Source organism: Vibrio sp. 10N.286.51.B11 (assembly GCF_041469245.1).
GTDB classification, from domain to species: domain Bacteria; phylum Pseudomonadota; class Gammaproteobacteria; order Enterobacterales; family Vibrionaceae; genus Vibrio; species Vibrio crassostreae_C.
In genome coordinates, this window is the sequence record NZ_JBFRKI010000025.1 from 87,166 (window position 1) to 108,797 (window position 21,632).

General features: G+C 44.3%; 18 protein-coding genes. 7 read left to right on the top strand and 11 right to left on the bottom strand.

The window, feature by feature from the left end; translation table 11 throughout:
• Positions 1-3: 3 nt before the first annotated feature.
• The 6 genes from folX to AB4154_RS13005 all read right to left on the bottom strand — a co-directional run bounded on the left by folX (position 4) and on the right by AB4154_RS13005 (position 6,743).
• Positions 4-375, bottom strand: a complete 372-nt coding sequence (gene folX / locus AB4154_RS12980) for a dihydroneopterin triphosphate 2'-epimerase (RefSeq protein ID WP_017067658.1) — start codon at positions 373-375, stop codon at positions 4-6.
• A 97-nt stretch (positions 376-472) separates the two neighbouring features.
• Positions 473-970: a 2-amino-4-hydroxy-6-hydroxymethyldihydropteridine diphosphokinase gene (gene folK, locus AB4154_RS12985; protein WP_102320872.1), complete on the bottom strand. Its 498-nt coding sequence runs from the start codon at positions 968-970 to the stop codon at positions 473-475.
• 268 nt (positions 971-1,238) lie between these two features.
• Positions 1,239-1,667, bottom strand: coding sequence for a hypothetical protein (locus AB4154_RS12990; RefSeq protein ID WP_274675750.1), 429 nt, complete (start codon positions 1,665-1,667; stop codon positions 1,239-1,241).
• Positions 1,668-1,807: 140 nt separating this feature from the next.
• Complete coding sequence (locus AB4154_RS12995; RefSeq protein ID WP_372123256.1) at positions 1,808-3,238, bottom strand: hypothetical protein; 1,431 nt, start codon at positions 3,236-3,238, stop codon at positions 1,808-1,810.
• 631 nt (positions 3,239-3,869) lie between these two features.
• Positions 3,870-6,167 (bottom strand): formate C-acetyltransferase, encoded by a 2,298-nt coding sequence (gene pflB, locus AB4154_RS13000; RefSeq protein WP_372123258.1) that lies wholly within the window; start codon positions 6,165-6,167, stop codon positions 3,870-3,872.
• Between the two features lie 231 nt (positions 6,168-6,398).
• Entirely contained in the window at positions 6,399-6,743 is a 345-nt protein-coding gene (locus AB4154_RS13005; protein ID WP_017061635.1) for a multidrug efflux SMR transporter, read from the bottom strand.
• Positions 6,744-7,065: 322 nt separating this feature from the next.
• On the opposite strand from AB4154_RS13005, the gene AB4154_RS13010 reads away from it, so the two are divergent.
• Both AB4154_RS13010 and fghA read left to right on the top strand, forming a co-directional pair.
• Positions 7,066-8,214, top strand: coding sequence for an S-(hydroxymethyl)glutathione dehydrogenase/class III alcohol dehydrogenase (locus tag AB4154_RS13010; protein ID WP_004732902.1), 1,149 nt, complete (start codon positions 7,066-7,068; stop codon positions 8,212-8,214).
• Between the two features lie 154 nt (positions 8,215-8,368).
• A complete protein-coding gene (fghA, locus tag AB4154_RS13015; RefSeq protein WP_017061633.1) occupies positions 8,369-9,208 on the top strand; it encodes an S-formylglutathione hydrolase in 840 nt (279 codons plus the stop codon).
• 77 nt (positions 9,209-9,285) lie between these two features.
• Here fghA and AB4154_RS13020 read toward each other — a convergent pair whose 3' ends face one another.
• Positions 9,286-10,368: a pyridoxal phosphate-dependent aminotransferase gene (locus AB4154_RS13020; RefSeq protein WP_017064963.1), complete on the bottom strand. Its 1,083-nt coding sequence runs from the start codon at positions 10,366-10,368 to the stop codon at positions 9,286-9,288.
• A 306-nt stretch (positions 10,369-10,674) separates the two neighbouring features.
• Here AB4154_RS13020 and AB4154_RS13025 point away from each other — a divergent pair, with 306 nt between their 5' ends.
• Both AB4154_RS13025 and AB4154_RS13030 read left to right on the top strand, forming a co-directional pair.
• Positions 10,675-11,076: a hypothetical protein gene (locus AB4154_RS13025; RefSeq protein ID WP_017061631.1), complete on the top strand. Its 402-nt coding sequence runs from the start codon at positions 10,675-10,677 to the stop codon at positions 11,074-11,076.
• Between the two features lie 224 nt (positions 11,077-11,300).
• On the top strand, positions 11,301-12,038 hold the full coding sequence (locus AB4154_RS13030) for an NUDIX domain-containing protein (RefSeq protein ID WP_372109098.1): 738 nt from the start codon (positions 11,301-11,303) through the stop codon (positions 12,036-12,038).
• 126 nt (positions 12,039-12,164) lie between these two features.
• Here AB4154_RS13030 and AB4154_RS13035 read toward each other — a convergent pair whose 3' ends face one another.
• Positions 12,165-13,685 (bottom strand): aldehyde dehydrogenase family protein, encoded by a 1,521-nt coding sequence (locus tag AB4154_RS13035; protein WP_372123261.1) that lies wholly within the window; start codon positions 13,683-13,685, stop codon positions 12,165-12,167.
• A gap of 327 nt (positions 13,686-14,012) precedes the next feature.
• Here AB4154_RS13035 and AB4154_RS13040 point away from each other — a divergent pair, with 327 nt between their 5' ends.
• Positions 14,013-15,803, top strand: coding sequence for a sigma-54-dependent Fis family transcriptional regulator (locus tag AB4154_RS13040; RefSeq protein WP_017067474.1), 1,791 nt, complete (start codon positions 14,013-14,015; stop codon positions 15,801-15,803).
• 15 nt (positions 15,804-15,818) lie between these two features.
• Here AB4154_RS13040 and AB4154_RS13045 read toward each other — a convergent pair whose 3' ends face one another.
• Positions 15,819-16,670, bottom strand: a complete 852-nt coding sequence (locus AB4154_RS13045) for a LysR family transcriptional regulator (protein WP_102398054.1) — start codon at positions 16,668-16,670, stop codon at positions 15,819-15,821.
• Positions 16,671-16,768: 98 nt separating this feature from the next.
• Here AB4154_RS13045 and AB4154_RS13050 point away from each other — a divergent pair, with 98 nt between their 5' ends.
• Both AB4154_RS13050 and AB4154_RS13055 read left to right on the top strand, forming a co-directional pair.
• Positions 16,769-17,416: a glutathione S-transferase family protein gene (locus AB4154_RS13050; RefSeq protein ID WP_372123263.1), complete on the top strand. Its 648-nt coding sequence runs from the start codon at positions 16,769-16,771 to the stop codon at positions 17,414-17,416.
• Between the two features lie 143 nt (positions 17,417-17,559).
• On the top strand, positions 17,560-19,002 hold the full coding sequence (locus tag AB4154_RS13055) for an N-acylglucosamine 2-epimerase (RefSeq protein ID WP_136982339.1): 1,443 nt from the start codon (positions 17,560-17,562) through the stop codon (positions 19,000-19,002).
• 145 nt (positions 19,003-19,147) lie between these two features.
• On the opposite strand, the gene AB4154_RS13060 is transcribed toward AB4154_RS13055, so the two are convergent.
• Both AB4154_RS13060 and AB4154_RS13065 read right to left on the bottom strand, forming a co-directional pair.
• Positions 19,148-20,593, bottom strand: a complete 1,446-nt coding sequence (locus tag AB4154_RS13060) for a sucrose-6-phosphate hydrolase (RefSeq protein ID WP_017069759.1) — start codon at positions 20,591-20,593, stop codon at positions 19,148-19,150.
• Positions 20,590-21,549, bottom strand: coding sequence for an aminoimidazole riboside kinase (locus AB4154_RS13065; RefSeq protein WP_017061624.1), 960 nt, complete (start codon positions 21,547-21,549; stop codon positions 20,590-20,592). The genes AB4154_RS13060 and AB4154_RS13065 overlap by 4 nt, the downstream gene beginning before the upstream one ends.
• Between the last annotated feature and the right edge of the window lie 83 nt (positions 21,550-21,632).

Consider the following 21,632-nt stretch of genomic DNA (forward strand, 5'->3'; position numbering starts at 1 on the left):
GAGTTAATCTTCAAGTTCTGCTTCATAGCTCAGGGTGAGCGAGACGGAATCGGCGAAACGTAGAGCATGAGGCTTGTCAATTCTCACCTGAGCGTATCGGACCCATGAATGGTCGATACAAATACCGAGTACGTCGCTGGTTAACTTTTCTAAAAGCAGAAACCGTCCAGATTCAACATGTTCAATAATTTTTTTGCAGATATTTTTGTAGTTAAGTGCGTTCTCCACATCATCAGAGAGGCAAAGGTTGTTCGCGGGATAATGGATCTCCGCATTTATGACGATGTCTTGCTGCTTGGTTTTTTCTTCTTCGTTGAAGCCGATGAAGGTTCTTAATCTGAGATTTGTGATGGTGATAATCGCATTGTGATTCATAACAGTTTCCGATCCTTAGAAGGTAGAGTGAGTTACGTGCCTATTAGAGGAAAAGATCAATAAAGCTCAAGCGTTCTGTTTAAAGCAGTTACAGGGACTAAGTGAAGCTGACCTCGAACGGTATAAGTTCGGTTTTCTGACTCAGCTGATCGAAGTTGTTCCAGAGATGCTGAAAAGAGATATCTAGAGTGGGATGAAGTTCTTGCGCGGCAACATCAACTAACGGTCGAAGCACAAAAGCGTACTCGGTGATTTCACCTCGAGGCAGCTCTACTCCATCAATAATGCCTACTTCGTTACCGTAAAGAAGGATATCGATATCCATCGTGCGCGAGGCATATTCTTTAGTTTCTCGCTTGCGGTCATTTTCTAATTCGATTTGATGCAGAACCTTAGCCAGTTCAGCGATAGAAAGGTCACATTCAAACCCTGCGACTAGGTTTAGGAAGTTGTCCCCTTCAAAACCAACAGGCTCACAATCGTAGAAATTAGAAATGTTCAGAGGTGCAAAGTGACTATTCAACGCTTTGAGAGATTCTGTGATGTGATGTTCGCGGTTAATGTTGCTTCCGATGCTGACATAGACGGTGGACATATTGTTTTCTCCCTTTTAGCTAACCTCTTACGTTGTAAGTCGCTAGGAAGATCAGCTATGTATCCGTTTGATGTCGGGAGGGTAAATGAAAATCTCCCGACAACTCATATTGAGATCGGTTCTAAGTTGGAAAGAGGGACTTTCGAACTAGGAAGTACCACGGGTAAAAATTCAGCTTATGAAGGCTCTGGACAGAAACCATTTAGATTCTTTGATCTAAACGGTTTCAATCAGATTAGAAAAAGTATCTTGAAACCTTAAACGTTTGTTATACAAACACTGTTAGCAAGCACAGACCAAAAACCAAGAGAACAAACCCAATAAACATTAACGCTATACGATAGCTATAGTGCTTGTTCAAACGTTCGCTTTCTAGGCGCTGTCCGTCTGGAGTTTCCCAAGCAAAACCATTTGGTTGTCGTACAGGAAAATCACCGAAGTACTCCTGAGACAAATACTCGATGTCATTCTTAACTTGGGATAGTCTATTCAATGAGTAAACAGAAAGACCAAGGATGTATGAGTAAACAAGCAAAATTGATTTTAACAAGGTAAATTGTTCTGAATTGACTGAATAGCCAACAAGCACAACGAACGAAACCGAGAAAGCTATAAGCTTCAACCGTGACGGACTGAGTAATTGCATGATCGCTTTAAAGTTTTCTACCGCTTTTCTAGGATGTTCTTGCTTACTCATATTTTGTTGCTGCCTCCGTTTGTATAACGCCTGCATAACACGTTTACTACTATGCAATTATACTTAAAATTGACGCCTTAAAACGAGAAACACCCGACAACCAGAGATGCCGAGTGTAGTAAATCGTGTTGATGCGATTGTTAGCCCCACGTGATATGATTTTTAGTTACGTCCTTATAACCCTTATCGTTATGAATTTTATTTAAAATTTTCTTATTCGTTATTAAGTAATCAAGAATTTCTTGGATCCTTGGACTTCTAGCATTTTCTTTAAAAATATTAAGTACCGCTTCCATATGGTCTTGGCAATATTTATTATCAAGATGAACTCTCACATCATTAGAGTGCATGGCAATTATTGCTAATATTATATTGTCATCACCAAGTAATGAAAAAAACTTATCGTACAATGGACGTCCACTTGGTGATACACCAGTGTTATACTGAATCCCCTTACCAATACGACAGATTAGGATTATTTTAAGAAACTTATTAATCCTTTCACTAGGTATATCATTTTCAGTTTCTAAAAATGATAATATTTTTCTTATATGCGGAGGTTCATTATAAAAGTTATCCCAGCTATACCTAGCCTCTAAAAGATCATCAGCATGAGAATCAAGTGCTATTATTCTAGACTCTAATGATTGATATCTATTTCCGTTACAAAAAGTAAAGAACTCACAACCTAATTTGTGTTTTTCTTCATGTAAGTTGTTTTTATAACCATCTAGCATTACGCCTAATTTGTACCTAACATTTTCTGAGCTTCTATTCCAGATATGTAAAGCAAATAACGCAATATTTTTTCTTACGATATTGCCCGTTTTTTCTGTTGTATAAATACCAAAAATACTATTAAGTAAATTATCAGTATTTTGTAAGGAAAGCTCAGTCAATGGCTTTTCCATACTTTTAATTGTTGCTTCATCAAGAACTGTTTGAGATACCTTTAAATTATCAATAAATGATTTTATTTGAATAGCTGATTCTGATGGCTTGTCATTGAGTATATCCTTAACACAAGTTTGTAACCAACCTAACAATTCATAACCATTAATTGAATAGCTATTTGGATGTGAGGCTCCAATATCGTTCCGCATTGTCAATATATGATGAAGTTTCGTGTAAACAATGTCTGAAATTAGTTCCAATTTTCTGCAAGTATTAATTAATGTATTATCTTTGATCCCTGATAGATCATCTTCTGTTGAATAAAATTCCCGACGGTTACCACCAACAGCAGCATCAAAAAACATATCTAATCCATATACAATAGCTTTATGACGTAAGTTAATTACAACTTCATTCCATACATAATTTAAGGATGCATCAAATAATCCAATCGCAGCTCCTGCAACAAACTTTGATAAATACCTTGCATCTCTACGTACTTCAGGAGATAGCGATGCAATAAAGTTCGGGAGGTTTTGTTCTATAACCTGTCGTTCAGACAACTCTGCAATTATATTTTCTGTAGGCAGACCGAGGTGCCCAAGGTATTCTTCAAATTTAGTAGTATCTGCACTTAGTAATGCAGTCCCTTTTGCTGTTATTACATCTGTACTCATTTTTATTCCTTATATGTTAAATAGGGGGGCTAACATTTTAATATCGTGCAGGCACGAATTCACACTTTCAGCATATCCGAAATTCATTGCTTAACCAACTGAAAAATAAGCACATAATTCAGTATAAATCCGATTTTCAGGTGCAAACCGTGCAAACACACATAGCTTCCTATTCAAGGCACGTTATCACTGAAGAACTTCCATTTAGTTATCGACTATTCAATAGCTTAGAAACACTTAAACAACGTATTCGTGCGTAGCTGTGATTGAAGATCAGTCTCTAGTGGTCTAGTGGGTTAGAAATTTGGGGACAAAGTTAGAACTCTAGGCATGAGGAAAAGTAAGGCAAGTTCCTGAGTTTGAAACAGAGTTCACCCCCTCTCTGGCTCACTTTGGGGCAAAGATAAGTTAGAGCTCCTAGTGATCTCTGACATAAAAAACAAGCGAATCCCCCAAAAAAAAGCATCAAAGTAATTCCAATCACCGCGTAAATATCGGTTTTGCCCATATACCAGCCAAGACAACGCGACGTCCAACAACATGATTACCGCCATACTCGACGCACAAAAAAGCGCGAGAGACGGATGTCATTCTCGCGCTTTTTTAGAACCGTATAACTTGAAGTTTACGGTTAAATCTTAGCAGTAAACGTACGGCTAATTACATCTTGTTGCTGCTCACGTGTTAACGAGTTGAATCGCACAGCGTAACCCGACACTCGGATGGTTAACTGTGGGTATTTTTCTGGATGTTCGACGGCATCCAACAACATGTCACGGTTAAGCACGTTAACGTTAAGATGTTGCCCACCCTCAACACGAATCGATCCTCCATTTTCCTCATGGTGGAAGTAACCATCCATTAGTGCTGCTAGGTTCACTTTTTGGCTTAGGTCATCTTTACCTAGTGCATTTGGTACGATTGAGAAGGTGTAAGAAATACCATCTTTAGCGAATTCAAACGGCAGTTTGGCAACTGAAGAAAGTGAAGCAACCGCACCTTTCTCGTCACGACCGTGCATTGGGTTTGCGCCCGGGCCAAATGGCATACCTGCGCGGCGACCATCTGGTGTGTTACCGGTTTTTTTACCATATACAACGTTTGAAGTAATCGTAAGGATAGATTGAGTTGGAACCGCTTCACGGTAGGTGTTCATTTTCTGAATTTTTTTCATAAAACGTTCAACCAAATCACAAGCAATATCATCGACACGTGAATCGTTGTTGCCGAATTTTGGATATTCGCCTTCAATATCAAAGTCGACAGCGATGCCATCTTCGTTACGTACTGGTGTTACCTTCGCGTATTTGATAGCCGCTAACGAGTCAGCAACAACCGACAGCCCTGCAATACCACAAGCCATTGTGCGATGAACATCGCGATCCATTAATGCCATTAACGATGCTTCATAGCTGTAACGGTCATGCGAGTAATGGATCACGTTCAGCGCAGTGACGTATTGCGTTGCAAGCCAATCCATCATGCCATCAAAGCGAGGCATTAAGCGGTCAAAATCGAGAACTTCATCTTCGATACGAGCAACTTGAGGACCAACCTGCATGTTAGATTTTTCATCAACACCACCGTTAATGGTGTAAAGCAACGCTTTAGCAAGGTTTGCACGAGCACCAAAGAACTGCATATGTTGGCCAACCACCTGTGGGCTCACACAACACGCAATCGCGTAATCGTCATTATCAAAATCCGCACGCATTAGATCATCGTTCTCATACTGAAGTGATGAGGTTTCGATAGACACTTTAGCCGCGTATTGTTTAAACGCGATAGGCAGTTGTTCAGACCATAGGACGGTCATGTTCGGCTCTGGCGCTGGGCCCATCGTGTGCAATGTGTGCAAGTAGCGGAAAGTCGTTTTGCTAACAAGAGTACGACCATCAACGCCCATACCAGCCATTGCTTCTGTTGCCCAAATTGGGTCGCCAGAGAACAATGAATCGTATTCAGGAGTGCGAAGGAAACGAACCATACGAAGCTTCATGATGAAATGGTCAATCAACTCTTGCGCTTGTTTTTCATCAATCAGACCAAGTTTAAGGTCACGTTCGATGTAAACATCTAGGAAGGTTGATGTGCGGCCTAGCGACATCGCAGCACCATTTTGAGACTTAACCGCAGCTAAGTAGCCAAAATAGGTAAACTGGATTGCCTCTTGCGCAGTACGAGCAGGAGAAGACATATCAATGCCGTACTTCAAACCCATTTCTCGCATTTCATCAAGGGCACGAATTTGATCAGTAAGCTCTTCACGTAAACGCAATGTCTTATCTAAATCACCACCCGTTTCAAGCATCTTCTGAGTTGATTTGAACTGCTCATTTTTGTCTGATTTTAGGAAGTCGATACCGTACAAAGCAAGACGACGGTAGTCGCCAATAATGCGTCCACGACCATAAGCATCTGGCAGACCAGTAATAATACCAGAACGGCGACATGCTTTAATTTCGTCAGTATAAAGATCGAACGCTACTTGGTTATGCGTTTTGCGGTACTCAGTGAAGATCTTTTCGATTTGTGGCTCTAATTCACGACCGTACACTTCGCACGACGTTTTCACCATTCGAATACCACCATTGGCGATGATGCCGCGTTTCAGTGGTTTATCGGTTTGTAGACCCACGATTTTTTCGAGGTTTTTTACAATGTAACCGGCATCGTGTGAGGTGATAGTGGAAACGATATCAGTATCAAAATCGACAGGGGCATGAGTGCGGCTTTCTTCTTTAATACCTTCTAGCACCGACTCCCATAGCTGTGTCGTCGACTCCGACACGTCCGCAAGAAAAGACTCATCGCCTTCATAAGGGGTGTAGTTTCGCTGAATAAAATCACGTGCATTAACGGATGTTTGCCAGTCGCCAGCTTGAAATCCCGTCCAAGCTTCCATCATATCGGTTGTCGGAATAGTCATAATGACCCCTAAGTTATTGATAAACATATAATATCTATGATTATTTATAATCATTGGTTTCTGCTAGCTATACTAAACCGACCAATCTATGAGTAAAGTGAGCTGTTTTCATAAAATACATGCACAAAATGCATTTATTGGAATTACTATATTATATTCAATACCTTAAGTTGAAGGCTAACTACTCTAGATTCCAATTAGTTTGTTCCTTCAGAAGTAGGAAATAGACTCTTAGTGACTCACCGACGTTGAAAACAGGTTAATGACCACCACACCAGACAGAATCAAAGCGATGCCAATGATCGCGTAGATGTCTAGCTTTTGCCCGTAGACCAACCAAGACAACGCCGCGACCAACACTATCCCTGCGCCACACCAAATCGCATACGCCACACCCAAAGACATGGTTTGAACCGTGAGAGACAACAGATAAAAAGCAAAGCCATAACCGACGAGTACTGCGGCGGTCGCAGGAAGGGAAGTAAATTGCTGCGTTTTAGGCAATAAAGAAGTCGCGACAACTTCAAGCACGATGGCAAGTGACAGCATCACTGGAGGCGGAAGAGATAAAAGCATGTATGAGTCCACAACATTAAATACGGCGCTCAGAATATTGTAGTTTTATTTCCAATTCATGTGATTTTCAGTAAGCAATTATTATGACGTACCTTAAAAATTCTTAAGTGTGACTTTCGGTTAACACGAGGAACCTAAATGCTCTATTATTACAAATACGTAATAATCATTTTCTATTTAAGGGGATTATCAAAACATGCACTCACACCTATACTAGCTCCAACAAAACGAGAGAGCGGAAACAATTAAGCTCAACTACGCTTAACGGGTTGAATTTAATTGCACGGTTATCCGCTGTACTGACATATATAGGAAACATCCAATGACAATCGAAATTAAACCTGGTCAAACGCATATCAAATCAAAAGCAATGGTTGCATGGGCAGCTGGCGAGCCACTAAAAATGGAAGAAGTTGATGTACAACTTCCTAAAGCTGGTGAGGTTCTAGTTCGCATCGTTGCTACTGGTGTTTGTCACACTGACGCATTCACATTATCAGGTGACGATCCAGAAGGTATCTTCCCTTCAATTCTTGGTCACGAAGGTGGCGGTATCGTTGAGATGATCGGCGAAGGCGTTACAAGTGTTGAGATTGGCGACCACGTGATTCCACTTTACACAGCTGAATGTGGCGAATGTAAGTTCTGTAAATCGGGTAAAACTAACCTATGCCAAGCCGTTCGTGAAACGCAAGGTAAAGGCCTAATGCCAGACGGTACAAGCCGCTTCTCTATCAATGGCGAAACAATTTTCCATTACATGGGTTGCTCTACTTTCTCTGAGTACACTGTACTTCCAGAAATCTCTCTAGCGAAAGTAAGCAAAGAAGCACCACTTGAAGAAGTTTGTCTTCTAGGTTGTGGTGTAACAACAGGTATGGGCGCGGTACTTAACACAGCTAAAGTTGAAAAAGGCGACAACGTTGCTGTATTCGGCCTAGGCGGTATCGGTCTTTCTGCAATCATTGGTGCTCGCATGGCTGGTGCTAACCGCATCATCGGTGTAGATATCAACGAGAGCAAATTCGAGCTAGCAAAACAGCTTGGCGCGACTGACTGCATCAACCCAACTAAGTTCGACAAGCCAATCCAAGATGTTATCGTTGAGATGACAGACGGTGGTGTTGAGTACTCTTTCGAGTGTATCGGTAACGTAAACGTGATGCGTCAAGCGCTTGAGTGCTGTCACAAAGGTTGGGGCGAATCAGTCATCATTGGTGTTGCAGGCGCAGGTCAAGAGATCTCAACTCGTCCATTCCAACTAGTGACTGGTCGTGTATGGCGTGGCTCTGCTTTCGGTGGTGTTAAAGGCCGCTCTGAGCTTCCAGAAATCGTAAACCGTTACATGGCGGGTGAGTTTGGCCTTCAAGAGTTCATCACTCATACAATGGGTCTGCAAGACGTAAACGAAGCATTCGACCTAATGCACAAAGGTGAATCTATCCGTACTGTTCTACACATGGATAAGTAACACATCTTGGCCTCGATTCTTTCGAGCATCGAGGCCACAGCTACAAATGAATAGCAACAAACTGTCTTCACCACCTCCTGCCCGGTGGGTGGTGAAACTTTATGTAATATAGACAAATTTACTCCCAAACCATCAACCTAACGGAGCACAATAGATGACAATCGAAAACATTAGCCAAGCAAAGGTTGCTGGTGGTTGGCACAAACAATACACCCACTTTTCTGCAACGCTTGACTGCAACATGCGTTTTGCGATTTTCTTGCCACCTAACGCAAGCAAAGAAAACCCAGTTCCTGTTTTGTATTGGTTGTCAGGCTTAACCTGTACCGATGAAAACTTCATGCAAAAAGCCGGCGCTTTCAAAGCCGCGGCTGAGCAAGGCATCGCGATTGTTGCACCAGACACTAGCCCACGTGGCGAAGGTGTTGCCGACGATGAAAATTACGATCTCGGCCAAGGTGCAGGCTTCTATGTGAATGCCACTCAAGCGCCATGGGACAGCCATTACCACATGTACGATTACGTGGTAACAGAGCTCCCTGCATTAATTGAGTCGTTCTTCCCTGTTACATCCGTAAAATCGATTTCTGGTCACAGCATGGGCGGACATGGTGCCCTAACGATTGGCATTAAAAACGAAGATAGCTACCGTTCTATCTCTGCATTCAGCCCAATCACCAACCCAATGCAATGCCCTTGGGGACAAAAAGCCTTCAACCAATACCTAGGCTTGGATATTGAAGAGTGGAAACACTACGATGCCTCTGAGCTTCTAAAAACCAAAGGCACTAAACTGCCAATGTTGGTCGACCAAGGTGAAGCCGATAACTTCCTGATTGAACAGCTTAAACCTGAGCAATTAGTCGAAGCCGCTAAGGTAACCAATGCCGATTTAGATCTACGTATGCAGCCTGGTTACGACCACAGCTACTACTTCATCTCTAGCTTTATTGATGAACACATTGAGTTCCACGCTGCTTACTTAAACAAGTAGCCAGATGAATTTAGCCCGCACTTTGTAAACGCAAGGTGCGGGCTTTTTTATGCCTACTGATTTTATAACGGTTGCTTTTATAACTGCTTAATACGCTGCTTTAACGCTTCTAAATCTATATCATTGCCAACAATTCGTAATCGAACATACTCTTCAGTCATCGCGTCGCACGTAATAGCAAAATTGACACCCGAACATGTCTTAATACCGATACTCTCAAATAGCTTTGAAAGGTGAGTTCCTCTCTTTTTCAACAACATAATGGGCGTCGATATTGACGTGCCAACCACCTCAATATTGTTCTCAGACAACAAGCCGATCATTTGCTGCTTAAAGTATTCAGTTTTGCTGCGGTTCATTTCTAAGAAGTGTTTTGCATTGGGTAAGGTCGCCGATGCGATTTTTATTGAGGGGTAAGTCGGCGTAAACACACTCACCGCAGCTTCGATTGCAGAAGTCAGGTTTTCACTGCTGGCTAAGTAACCGAGTCGAATCCCAGCGAGCCCTAAACCTTTAGAAAAGGTTCGTAAAACTATTAAGTTGTCCAAGACTAAGGTCTGATCGAGCATAGACTGCTCAGGGGTCAGGTATTCACCATATGCCTCGTCGACAATCAAAATAGCGCCAGAACGCTCACATACTCTCGCTATCTCGACCAGATAAGCTCTGTCGTAGATTCGACCCGTTGGGTTGTTGGGATTATCGATATACACCAAGGCAGGATTTTGACTGCTTATTTTTGATGCCAACACACCGAACAGATCCGACTCGTTTTGATAATCAAACATGTTGATGGACTGGTACTTCCCGCCCACCAAAGTGAACTCTGATACTGCTTCAACAAACTGAGGGCCAATGCCTATCATGGTGCGATTGTTGTGATCGATAAGTTTATTGAAGATAAGTTCTAGCGCCCCAAGAGAGCCCGTGGTGTACGTAATACGACAATCTTCAATCCCAATAAACTGGCGAGTCAGATAAGTCAGCTCCGAAAGCTCCCTGTGGCAATAGTACTTATCAATACCGTAGATAATATCTTTGATCACATGTTCAGGAATTTCTGGTGCGCCAAATGGATTGGAGCCAAGTGAACAATCGATACGAAATGAGTGATCGACATAAGAATGGTATTCGCCACTTAACCGTGGATTTAAATGCATAAGAAAACGCTCAAAAAATATTCATGCGCTATTCTTATCGTACTGAATTTTATCTATATAGGTCATTTCGCGACAGTTCTTCGCCTTGTTTCGAGAGACTGGTTAAAAACCAAGATTGGTTCAAATAACGAATTCTCTTAAGCCATAATCAAGAGTTAAGCACTCGTGTTTACATTTCGAGTTAACCGAACCGCTTTCTTTGCGCTAGATTAAGCTGAGATAAGATAGGGTAATAACAGAGCTTGCATCTTTACTCTCCCTAGTTACCATAGCCCCATTAACATCCCCCATATTTTGAAGGTTGCTATGAAAGCAATTAAGACTCTTTTCTTCCTGATGGTTTTATTGAGCGGTCTGTTTACCGCTTGGCTGTTTATTCCAATTCCAGCGACCATGGACAAGCAAACGCTCGACGTTCCATTAACGGAACCATTCAAGCTTGTTGCGTATCGCAGCAACCCGAATGATGCGAGCAAGCCGCTGACTTACCACTACTATGTGATTTCAGATGTGGTTGGTGTAGACGACATGGACCCATTCCTGATTACCACGGACCAGTTCGTGAAGCTTGGCGAATTCGACGAGAACACATTCAACCTTACGGTTAACGGCAAGATTGATAGCTACACCAACGATTTGTGGATCAAGAAATCTGATGGCAAGCTTCAACACTGGTACGTGAGTATTAACGCGAACTATATTCGTTAAAATCGAACTGCAATAAACCTCATTTTAAAACTGCGCTTTGGCTTCCAAGCGCAGTTTTTGTTTCTAGCAACACCCTCCACTTATCCCGACCCGTTCGACATAAACTGCATTGCCTACTTTTGATTCACTGCTGCCCTTGCTCTCAAGGTGTTATAAGCTCTTTAGATACGATAAGCTCAGACCATGCTCGACGCCCAATAAATCAAAATAATAAAGGATCACCCGTGGAATTTACGCTCGACAAATTTAACGGCATCATCATTGACCCAGCAACAGCCCCTCACGATGTTGACTCATTCAATGCCGAACTCAGCGAGATCACCGAATTTTCAAAGCAGAATAACAAAGGCATCATTTGGATTAGCTTACCTATTTCACTCTCGCACCTTATTCCGGTGGCGACTGAGCTTGGCTTTGTGTTTCACAACTGCTTAGAAGACGAGATTACGCTGATCCACAAATCCGAGATTGTAGAGTTTGTGCCTTTCATTCCGACCCACACCTTGGGTGCTGGCGCGTTAATCACTAACGAACACAACCAAGTGCTGATGATTAAAGAACACGGCATGACGGGCTACAAATTACCGGGCGGTCATATTGAGTTGGGTGAAGGCATTGAAGAATCCGTGGTTCGAGAAACCTTAGAAGAGACTGGCATCGAAGCCACGTTCGTTTCAGTGGTTGGCATGGCGACGAGACACCCGTATCAATTCGGAAAGTCTAACCTCTACTTTGTTTGTCACCTTATCGCTCAAACTCAAGAGATTGCGATTCAAGACACAGATGAAATTGCAGAAGCTAAATGGATTGATGTTGAAGAGTATATTAACAACCCCGACAGCTACCCGTTCAACCGCCAATTGGTCGGCTCTTTGATAGGCAAACAAGGATTAGAACTTACCCAACTAGAAGGCAACTATGGCCCGAACCATAAGCCAGAGATCTTCTTTTCGAAAAACTAAAGCGATTCAAACATAAAAACGCCAAGCTCATAAGAACTTGGCGTTTTGCTTTTCATTTTACTTGTATTGTTTAAGCCATCTCGTTGCTAGTGACTTCCTAATAGACTGTTCTAGAACCTATCTATTTTAGAAAAATCCTAGTGGGTTAGTATCGTAGCTGATCAACAGGTTCTTAGTATTTTGGTAGTGATCGAGCATCATCTTATGTGTCTCACGGCCGATACCCGACTTCTTGTAACCACCAAACGCGGCATGAGCTGGGTAAGCGTGGTAGCAGTTCACCCAGATACGGCCGGCTTCAATGTTGCGACCCATTCGATACGCGAGGTTTGCATCACGCGTCCACACGCCTGCACCCAAGCCATATTCGGTATCATTGGCTATCTCGAGTGCTTCTGCTTCATCTTTAAACGTCGTCACCGCGATAACAGGACCGAAGATCTCCTCTTGGAATACTCGCATCTTGTTGTGCCCTTCCAACATTGTTGGCTGGATGTAATAACCATTACCGAGATCATCAGATTGCTGCGCAACTTCGCCACCTGTCAGCACTTTCGCACCCTCTTGACGACCGATTTCAAGGTAACTCAGAATCTTATCGAACTGCTCTTTTGAAGCTTGTGCGCCAACCTGAGTATCAGTATCTAGCGGGTTACCTTGTTTAATAGTTTGAGCACGCTCGACCACCTTGGCGATGAACTTGTCGTACACCGATTCATGGATCAGCACACGTGATGGACAGGTACACACTTCACCTTGGTTGAAGAACGCCAGCAACATGCCTTCGACACACTTATCAAGGTATTCGTCTTCATGGTTAAAGATGTCTGGGAAATAGATATTTGGAGACTTACCGCCAAGCTCAACCGTTGATGGAATCAAGCTTTCAGCCGCACATTTCAAGATGTGGTGACCGACTTCTGTCGAACCGGTAAAGGCCAATTTCGCTAAACGATCGCTGGTTGCTAACGCTTGACCCGCTTCGTTACCAAAACCATTGACGATGTTGACTACGCCTGCAGGTAGAAGATCAGCGATCTTCTCCATCATCACTAAGATCGATGTCGGTGTTTGCTCCGCTGGCTTCATCACAACACAGCAACCCGCAGCCAGTGCTGGCGCCAATTTCCAAGCCGCCATTAAAATCGGGAAGTTCCAAGGAATGATCTGCCCCACCACACCGATGGGTTCTGGGAAGTGGTAGCTCGCGGTGTTTGAATCTAGCTCGGCTGCACTGCCTTCTTGCGCTCGAATACAGCCAGCAAAGTAGCGAAAGTGATCAACGACCAACGGGATGTCTGCCGCCAGAGTTTCACGCACAGGCTTGCCGTTTTCCCACGTTTCAGCAACTGCGATCTCTTCTAGGTGCGCTTCAATGCGATCAGCAATTTTAAGTAGGATGTTCGAACGCTCTGTCACACTGGTCGCAGCCCAACTCGCACGAGCTGCATGCGCGGCATCAAGTGCTAAGCTAATGTCCGCCTCTGTTGAACGCGCCACTTGGCAATACACCTGACCATTCACTGGTGAAGTGTTATCAAAATACTCGCCGCTGACAGGCTTCACCCACTCACCACCGATAAAGTTATCGTATTGCGCTTTAAAGTTCACCACTGCGTTGTCACTACCCGGCTGTGCGTAAATCATAGTTAGATCCTTCTTCGATTTGATATTCGTTATTGAGCTAGAGCTGTCTTATTTTTGTGGCGGCTCCCCTTGAGAAAAGAACTCATGGCGAGACGCCCATGTTTATGCTTTCTGTTTAAAACACTGATACTTCGTGTTTTCTTCACAACAGTAACAACGCAAATCACACGCCAGAACTTCAAAACTTGTTGTTAATAAATTGTAAAACTATGATTACCAAACGTTTACAACCCAAAGTGAGTTGGCATTGAACGGACGTATGGAAACCACTCCAGTGTTCAACTGTTCCAAATTGGTACACCCTCACTGTTACGACATGGAACAGTCATGCACCTTCAACAAGCAAACACCTCAGATTGGCTTTCGTCCTCTTGGCACCGCAGCACAGAAGCGGGTCTAAAACAGAGACGACTTCCTGAAGACATTCGCCTACCACAATCGATTCTTAAGCAGCGACGTCATCAATCGGCTGACTTGATCCACATCGTCGAACGCAATGCGCTGCCTTTGTTTAATCAGATGTTTGCTCGTACCGACAGTCGTTTGATTCTGACCGATATTGAAGGGGTGATTCTGGCGAGTTGGGGACAGGAGCGGTTTAAGGAGAAGCTGACATCAATTGCACTCAGCTCAGGAGCGTGTTGGCAGGAACAACTTAAGGGCACCAACGCGATTGGCACCGCGATTGTTGAAGCTAAACCCGTGACCATCATTGGTGAGCAGCACTTCATCCACCAGCATCGATTTATCAGCTGTTCAGCAAGCCCTGTGTTTGATCACCAAGGGAACATGGTTGGCGTATTGGACATTACCAGTGAGCAGCAACAGCACGACAGTTCGGTGCAGCTACTGGTTCAAAATATGGTTCAGCTTGTTGAAAACCAGCTACTGAGCCACATCCCACAAGGCACCACTCGCATCGACCTCGCATGTGAGAAATCGTTATTACACAGTGGTTGGCAAGGGATTGTAATAGCCAATGAAGCTGGGGAGGTGGTGGCACACAATCAGGTCGCCTCTCAACTATTGGATCAAACCTCGATCGTCGGTGAGAGTATCGATACCCTCTTCAACCGAACCTCATTAGACACGCCTTTTGTATTTGAGAAACAACACCTCAAACAACCAACCACCAAACGCACGCGCTCCATTTCAGCATCGTGTGATTTGCACCATGGCGAGCAACAAATCGAACACGCTTGGCAGCAAGCCAACAAGGTAATCGATAAAGGGATCAGTTTGTTGATCTTAGGAGAAACAGGAGTTGGCAAAGGCGAGTTTGTTAAAGCGCTGCACAAGCAAAGCCAGCGTAAGTCTTCGCCCTTGGTAGCGGTAAATTGTGGCGCGCTGCCTAAAGACCTTATAGAATCTGAACTGTTTGGTTACGCGCCGGGCGCCTTTACGGGAGCAAGCCACAAGGGCTTCCAAGGTAAGATCCGTCAAGCAGATAAAGGGATTCTATTTCTAGATGAGATCGCCGACATGCCTTTAGAAGCTCAGTGCCGACTACTGCATGTTCTGCAAGACAAATCCGTGGTGCCAGTTGGTTCTAATCAAAGCTATCAAGTCGATTGTCAGATCATCGCTGCAACTCACAAAAACCTCGAGCAGTTAGTCGCAACAGGTGAGTTTAGGCAAGACCTGTATTACAGACTCAATGGCTTAGCCTTCACCTTGCCAAGCCTACAACACCGACAAGACAAGCACGCTTTAATCGAGCACATTCATCGTAAATACGCCGAAGACGAACAGACAATCTGCCCGCACTTGATGAGCTTACTGTGCGCCTATTCTTGGCCGGGTAATATCCGCGAATTAGACAACTTACTTAAGGTTGCTGCTCTATTAGCAAGTGATGAACCCCAACTCACACTCGAGCATGTGCCCAGCCACCTTGCTCAACATCTCACGTCATTAGCACACGATAATCAGCATCAACTCACGCCTCCTAATACCACCAAAGGTACAGCTAATAACGATTTAAGAAGTACCGTTGAAGAAACCTTGCTGCAAACCTATCAAGCCAACCAAGGCAACATAAGTAAGACTTCGAGAATACTCGGTATCAGCCGCAATACCATTTATCGAAAATTGAAAAGCTTGGGAATCCTCCAATAGGAAGATGAACCTAAGCTACTCAGAACCCAGCTCCACAAGTTGATTGAGCACTTCTTTATCCAATACCGGGTGATGCTTACTCGCTAGGATCAGCACAATATCGACCGAAGGCAACGGCGGCATATCATCAAGAATTTTCAAATCTGAAGTCACGCTTAGCTTACCCATCGCACCAATCGCTAATCCTGCTTTCACGATTGCACGCTGCGCTGAAGCGGTATTGCTACACGCCAATAACTGATAAGGCGTGCCCTGCTTGGTTAAGCCATTCACTGCCGCTGCGTGGTACTTACAATCGGTCTGAAACAAGGCTAGTGGGACTGGTTTAGACTCATCGAACACATAATCAGGGCTGCTTATCCATACTCCGATATCATGAGTGAGCCAGTAACCCTCTTCACTATCGGGCGCTCGGGTGACAATCGCCGCATCAAGCCTGCCGTCATCCAACCACTCTCTCAGCGTAATGCTGGGCAGGCTGAATATTTGGATTGAACAGGTGGGTTCTGCTTTCTGCAACAGGCGAATCACTTTCGGCAGAATGGTGTCATTGTAGTCTTCAGGGCAGCCGAGTCGCAGAGGTTGTTTGTCTTCGTAACGCTTTACTTGCTTAAGTGCGGTATTGTGAAGGGCGACCAACTGTTCGGCATGAGATCGCAGCGCTAAGCCAGCTTCAGTCAGTATTAAATTACGTCCTTCTTTCTGGAAAAGAGTGACGTTGAGTTCTTCTTCCAACTTACGCATCTGAGCACTGAATGCCGATTGGGTGCGATTTATCTGTTTCGCTGCACGAGTGAAACTACTGGTTTCTACAAACGCGAGAAAGCCTCGCAAAGCATCAATATCCATATTGAAATCACCACCCATCGTTTTTGTTAATGTATTGCATCAAAATTATCCGTTAGTGCGCCACAATACAATCCCCTAATCTCAAATGCATGCCCACCAAACGCAAGGAAGCAACGATGCAGCTTTATATTGGAAACCAGAACTACTCAACTTGGTCACTGCGCGCATGGCTAATATTCGACAACTACAACCTGAATGCAGAAGTCATCAAGCTCAAGCTGTTCACCTCTGATTTTTACGACACTCTGGCGAAAGTGACGCCAACGGCCAAGGTTCCAACCCTAGTTGATGGTAATGTTGCGGTGTGGGATTCATTGGCGATTCTCGAATACGTTAACGATGCCTATTTGGACGGTGCAGCGTGGCCTAGCTCAGTGAAAGAACGCGCCCATGCCCGAGCAATTTCCGCCGAGATGCACTCTGGGTTCTTTGCCGTCAGAAATGAAATACCGATGAACTGCCGCGCACAACGAAAGCTCACACTGAGTGAAGACGCACTGAAAGACATCGCTCGTATTGATGCAATATGGTCTGCACAAATGGAACAATACCCAGAGGGATGGTTATTTGGTGAATGGTCGATTGCCGATGCGATGTTTGCACCCGTCGCATTGCGCGTAGAAACCTATGGAATACAACTTTCCGAAAAGGCATCGCAGTATCAACAACGTGTGCTTAACAGTCCATCAATACAAAAATGGCTGGCAGAGGCAAGCTTAGAAACCGATGTGGTTGAAGAAGATGAGGCGGGCAAGCCAGTATAAAATACAAGACACCCTTCCAAAGCTCACTAGTCTGTGAGCTTTTATCTAAACCTTATTAATTTGGTCGATTGTGATCGCCTAATCACAATGTGCAGATGTGATTGTTTATATTCAAAGAAATTCAAATAGTTAAGATAAACATCATGTTACGAGCAACGATCGCATTACTCAGTATTACTAGCTTCGCCGTATCTGCCAACGCCCATCTTCCTTCTGGAGAAGAGTGGCTCAACCATGCGACTGAAGGGCTTGCACCTTATTGGTTAATGCCTAGCGCTCAAGGAGAACCGGTAGGAAACTTCCCTACTTTCCGCTGTGATGACGGTACCTTGCTCGATGTTTCTGATGTGTGCCATGAACTAAACAAAGGCTGGATCACGCCACACTTTGGCAAAGAGTTTACGCGGATGAAGTCACGTCAAACTTATGCCTATGGCGTGCTCTACCACCTTAGTGGCGATAAGCAGGCTTTAGCGCTTGCCAAGCAAGGAGCCTACTACATCATTGATCAGCTAGAAGATAAGCAAAACGGCGGCTTTATCGGCTACACAAAAGAGGGAAAAGTAGGCCAGAATTGGCAGCAGCGTACTTCTCAAGATCAAGCGTATGCATTAGTTGGCCTTGCCATGTACTACTACCTGACTCAAGACAAAAAGGTAGAAGAAGCACTCATCGCACAACAAGCTTTTATCTTTGATAAATATCGACTTAGCGACAACAGCGGTCTTGCTTGGGTACTTGCGGATGGTGAAGATGGCAAAGCCACACAGCGTGAACTGGTCGCACAACTTGATCAGATTAACGGTTACATGCTGTTAGTCGCTCCCCTGCTAAAAGAGCCCACCAAGACAAGATGGCTTGATGATCTAAGTTGGCTGACACAAACCATGGTCGAGCACTACCACTCTGAAGATGAACAACGCTTCTACGGGGCCATTCACAGCAAAGCCGCCAAGATGCCGAATGCTAATCACAACGATTTTGGGCACACCATCAAAGCGTATTGGATGACTTACCTTACAGGCCAAACATTGAATAACTCTGAATGGAAAGAGTTTGGCATCAAAGGGATGAAACACACTCTCGTTCATGCGCAATATCAGAAAAATTTCGTGAGTGTATCCCAATATTATGGCGAAGAACTTCAGAAAGCGTGGAAAGGACAAGAGATAACTGGCTGGCAAAGCAGACCAAACACAAATTGGGCTTCATCATGGGAATGGGCGGAGCTTGATCAAGCAGCAATGACGGTTTCACTTGTCGATGATTCAATGAAAGACGTCCTGCAATACACCCTACCCACTTTTCATGATGTATGGGTCGACCATAAATACGGCGGTGTCGGGCTTGAGCCAAAACGCACCAAAGCTTTCCATTGGGGCAACGGTTATCACCAGTTTGAACATGCGCTGATTGGCTATCTATACGCACAGCAAGTTGACGCGAAGCCAGCAGTATTGCATTACGCAAGGCCGACCAACAGCGAGATGCCAATGGAACCGTATTACTATCAAGGCGATGTGGTGGAGCTATTGAATAAAGATGACGGAACGCAGAAGGTCAGTTTCAATAACATTCGACCTTAGCGTTGGTTGTTTGTTCTAAATGGACTTGAGATTCAGGGCTACGGGGAATGGACAAGGTCAAAGAGTTAGCACAATAGTGATGTCGCAGACCAAACAAAAGCCGCTGTTGATGATCAGCGGCTTTCTTGATGGAGATAAGCGGAGGTTAGTTGTCCAACCCTTTAATTGGGTTCATCGAGTGATAAACGGTGTTCACGTCACCAGTCATCGACAATGAACTCAAGTCATCAATGAAGAAACGGCTGGTCATTGTGTGCTTACCGCCATTGATAAAGATTTCGATCACTGACTTATCAACATAAACCTCGATGGTTTGCTTGGTGCTCAACCTCGGTGCTTTTCTCACTGAGCCAAACTCTTCCGCGTAGAGCTGAGACATCTTACTGCGATCAAGCATGAACTCCTTTTCTGTAGCACTGAACACGATGTTATCACCCGCAACGTTAGCAAGTGTAAACTCAAACTCGTCAGTATCCGTTTCGAGCTCAACCATGAAGCTGGTTGTATCCAATTCAAGAGCATTTTCAACCACCACAGCTTCACCCTGTAGCGCTTTCAATTCAGGTAAAGCAGACTGAACAAGATAGCCATCTTGGATTTGAAGTTCGCGTGGTAACGACAACATGCCCGCCCACTGATACTCATTAGATGGTGTATTAATCTCAGGCAGACCAATCCAAGCAATCAGAATACGGCGGCCTGTATCATCTAAATAAGTCTGTGGTGCATAGAAATCGAAGCCATAATCTGGCTGCGCAATATCTTGGTGGTTTTCCAGTTCTACCGAATCGAGATTTAAGCGGTCACCGACGATATAAGCCACCGAGTAGATATTTTTGAAATCGTATGGATTTTCGCTAGACACACCTTGTGGAGAAAACAGCATCACCGACTGATTCTCTATTTCAAAGAAATCTGGGCATTCCCACATATAGCCAAGGTTGTTGTAACGAGTTTGAATTGGACCTTTGTGCTGCCAATTCATCAGGTCTCGGCTGCAATATAGCGCCATAGAGCCAGTATTTTGAGGCGTTTGAGCACCCACAACCATCAGATAATCGCCGCCCTGTTTCCACACTTTTGGGTCTCGGAAATGTTCGGTGTAGTGATCGTTTTCGATAACCACGCCGTGCTTTTCTATTTTGCCGTCAGCAGACATCTTGGCAAAACATTGAGTTGGCACTCGCAACCAATTTCCATCGCGCTTGTTACCTGTAAAAAACAACAATGCATTGTCGTTTTCAACCAATGCACCACCAGAGTAAACACCGTGAGAGTCGTAATCTTGGTCTGGGTGCAAGCCAATGCCGTGGTCTTCGAAATGAACGAAGTCTTTGGTAGAAAGGTGGTACCAGTACTTCATACCATGGACGGGGCCAACTGGCGTCCATTGGTAAAATAGGTGGTGTTCACCATTAAAGAAACACAGACCATTCGGATCATTAAGCAGACCAAACTTAGGCGCAATATGGTAGCTTGGATAGCCAGAGTCTTGTTTGCGAAGCTCTACCATCGCATCAATACTCTCTAGAGAAATATCTTCTATACGGCGATATCTTTGCTCTACTGTCCAGTTCGAGTTCAAACTCATACACTCTCCTCTACGGCATTCGTATTTGAAGAGTCTTTTTGAATAAACTGAGTAAGAGCTTCTTGCGTTGGAAGTGCGGTCATTGCGCCTTTTTGCGTGGTCGCCAGTGCACCACACCCATTCGCCCACTGAATTGCAGAATCGACGACTTGTTGATTGTTCCACTCATCATCTTGAGAAAGCTTTGCAAGCAAACCGCCAACAAAAGCATCGCCTGCACCCGTGGTATCCACTGGCGTCACTGAGCGACCTGAAATCAACACACCTTGGTTTTCAAATACTCGCCAAACGCCTTTCGCGCCCTGCGTAACCAGAACAAGCGTGTTGTTAAGATCTGCAATGTTAGCCAAACCTTGTTCCATCGAAGTTGAATCGGTTAAGAAATCCAGTTCTTCTTCTGAGAATTTAACCACATCAGCCAATTCAACCGCTTTCATGACCACAGACTTAATTTCAGATGGGTTTTGCCACACTTCATCACGAAGGTTTGGATCGAAGCTGATGTAACCGCCCGCGGCTTTCATACGTCGGATCGCTTCGAAGGTACTGCTTCGGCTTGGTTCATTAGCCAAAGAGATCGAGCAGACGTGTAGCCACTCGTTTTTCTTAAATTCGGGAATGTCTTCAACAGACATAAACTGGTCGGCACTTGGCTTAACCATAAACGTAAAGCTACGCTCGCCTTGGTCATCAAGATCGACCACCACGGTTGACGTGCGTTGTTCAGGGTCCTTCACCAAACGCTCGGTATTCACACCTTCCTTTTGCAGAGTCACTTCCATAAAAGTGCCAAACGGATCGTTACCCACTCGGCCAAAAAATGCGCTTTTGCCTAAAAGGCGAGAAATCGCTACCGCGACATTAGCAGGCGCACCGCCCGGACATTTCAATAATGTCGCGTCAGTCTCCGGAATGAGGTCGACGACGGCGTCTCCAGTTACCCAAACTTGATTCATCTTTCTTACCTTAAAACTGAAAATCATGACAACCGAAAGCGATGGCAATCGAAAGCAGTAGCAACCAAAAGCAAGGTGACACT

Bases quoted from the DNA above. Each gene is read 5' to 3' on its own strand.
- folX (WP_017067658.1), bottom strand. From the start codon at position 375: ATGAATCACAATGCGATTATCACCATCACAAATCTCAGATTAAGAACC.
- folK (WP_102320872.1), bottom strand. From the start codon at position 970: ATGTCCACCGTCTATGTCAGCATCGGAAGCAACATTAACCGCGAACAT.
- AB4154_RS12990 (WP_274675750.1), bottom strand. From the start codon at position 1,667: ATGAGTAAGCAAGAACATCCTAGAAAAGCGGTAGAAAACTTTAAAGCG.
- AB4154_RS12995 (WP_372123256.1), bottom strand. From the start codon at position 3,238: ATGAGTACAGATGTAATAACAGCAAAAGGGACTGCATTACTAAGTGCA.
- pflB (WP_372123258.1), bottom strand. From the start codon at position 6,167: ATGACTATTCCGACAACCGATATGATGGAAGCTTGGACGGGATTTCAA.
- AB4154_RS13005 (WP_017061635.1), bottom strand. From the start codon at position 6,743: ATGCTTTTATCTCTTCCGCCTCCAGTGATGCTGTCACTTGCCATCGTG.
- AB4154_RS13010 (WP_004732902.1), top strand. From the start codon at position 7,066: ATGACAATCGAAATTAAACCTGGTCAAACGCATATCAAATCAAAAGCA.
- fghA (WP_017061633.1), top strand. From the start codon at position 8,369: ATGACAATCGAAAACATTAGCCAAGCAAAGGTTGCTGGTGGTTGGCAC.
- AB4154_RS13020 (WP_017064963.1), bottom strand. From the start codon at position 10,368: ATGCATTTAAATCCACGGTTAAGTGGCGAATACCATTCTTATGTCGAT.
- AB4154_RS13025 (WP_017061631.1), top strand. From the start codon at position 10,675: ATGAAAGCAATTAAGACTCTTTTCTTCCTGATGGTTTTATTGAGCGGT.
- AB4154_RS13035 (WP_372123261.1), bottom strand. From the start codon at position 13,685: ATGATTTACGCACAGCCGGGTAGTGACAACGCAGTGGTGAACTTTAAA.
- AB4154_RS13040 (WP_017067474.1), top strand. From the start codon at position 14,013: ATGCACCTTCAACAAGCAAACACCTCAGATTGGCTTTCGTCCTCTTGG.
- AB4154_RS13045 (WP_102398054.1), bottom strand. From the start codon at position 16,670: ATGGGTGGTGATTTCAATATGGATATTGATGCTTTGCGAGGCTTTCTC.
- AB4154_RS13050 (WP_372123263.1), top strand. From the start codon at position 16,769: ATGCAGCTTTATATTGGAAACCAGAACTACTCAACTTGGTCACTGCGC.
- AB4154_RS13055 (WP_136982339.1), top strand. From the start codon at position 17,560: ATGTTACGAGCAACGATCGCATTACTCAGTATTACTAGCTTCGCCGTA.
- AB4154_RS13060 (WP_017069759.1), bottom strand. From the start codon at position 20,593: ATGAGTTTGAACTCGAACTGGACAGTAGAGCAAAGATATCGCCGTATA.
- AB4154_RS13065 (WP_017061624.1), bottom strand. From the start codon at position 21,549: ATGAATCAAGTTTGGGTAACTGGAGACGCCGTCGTCGACCTCATTCCG.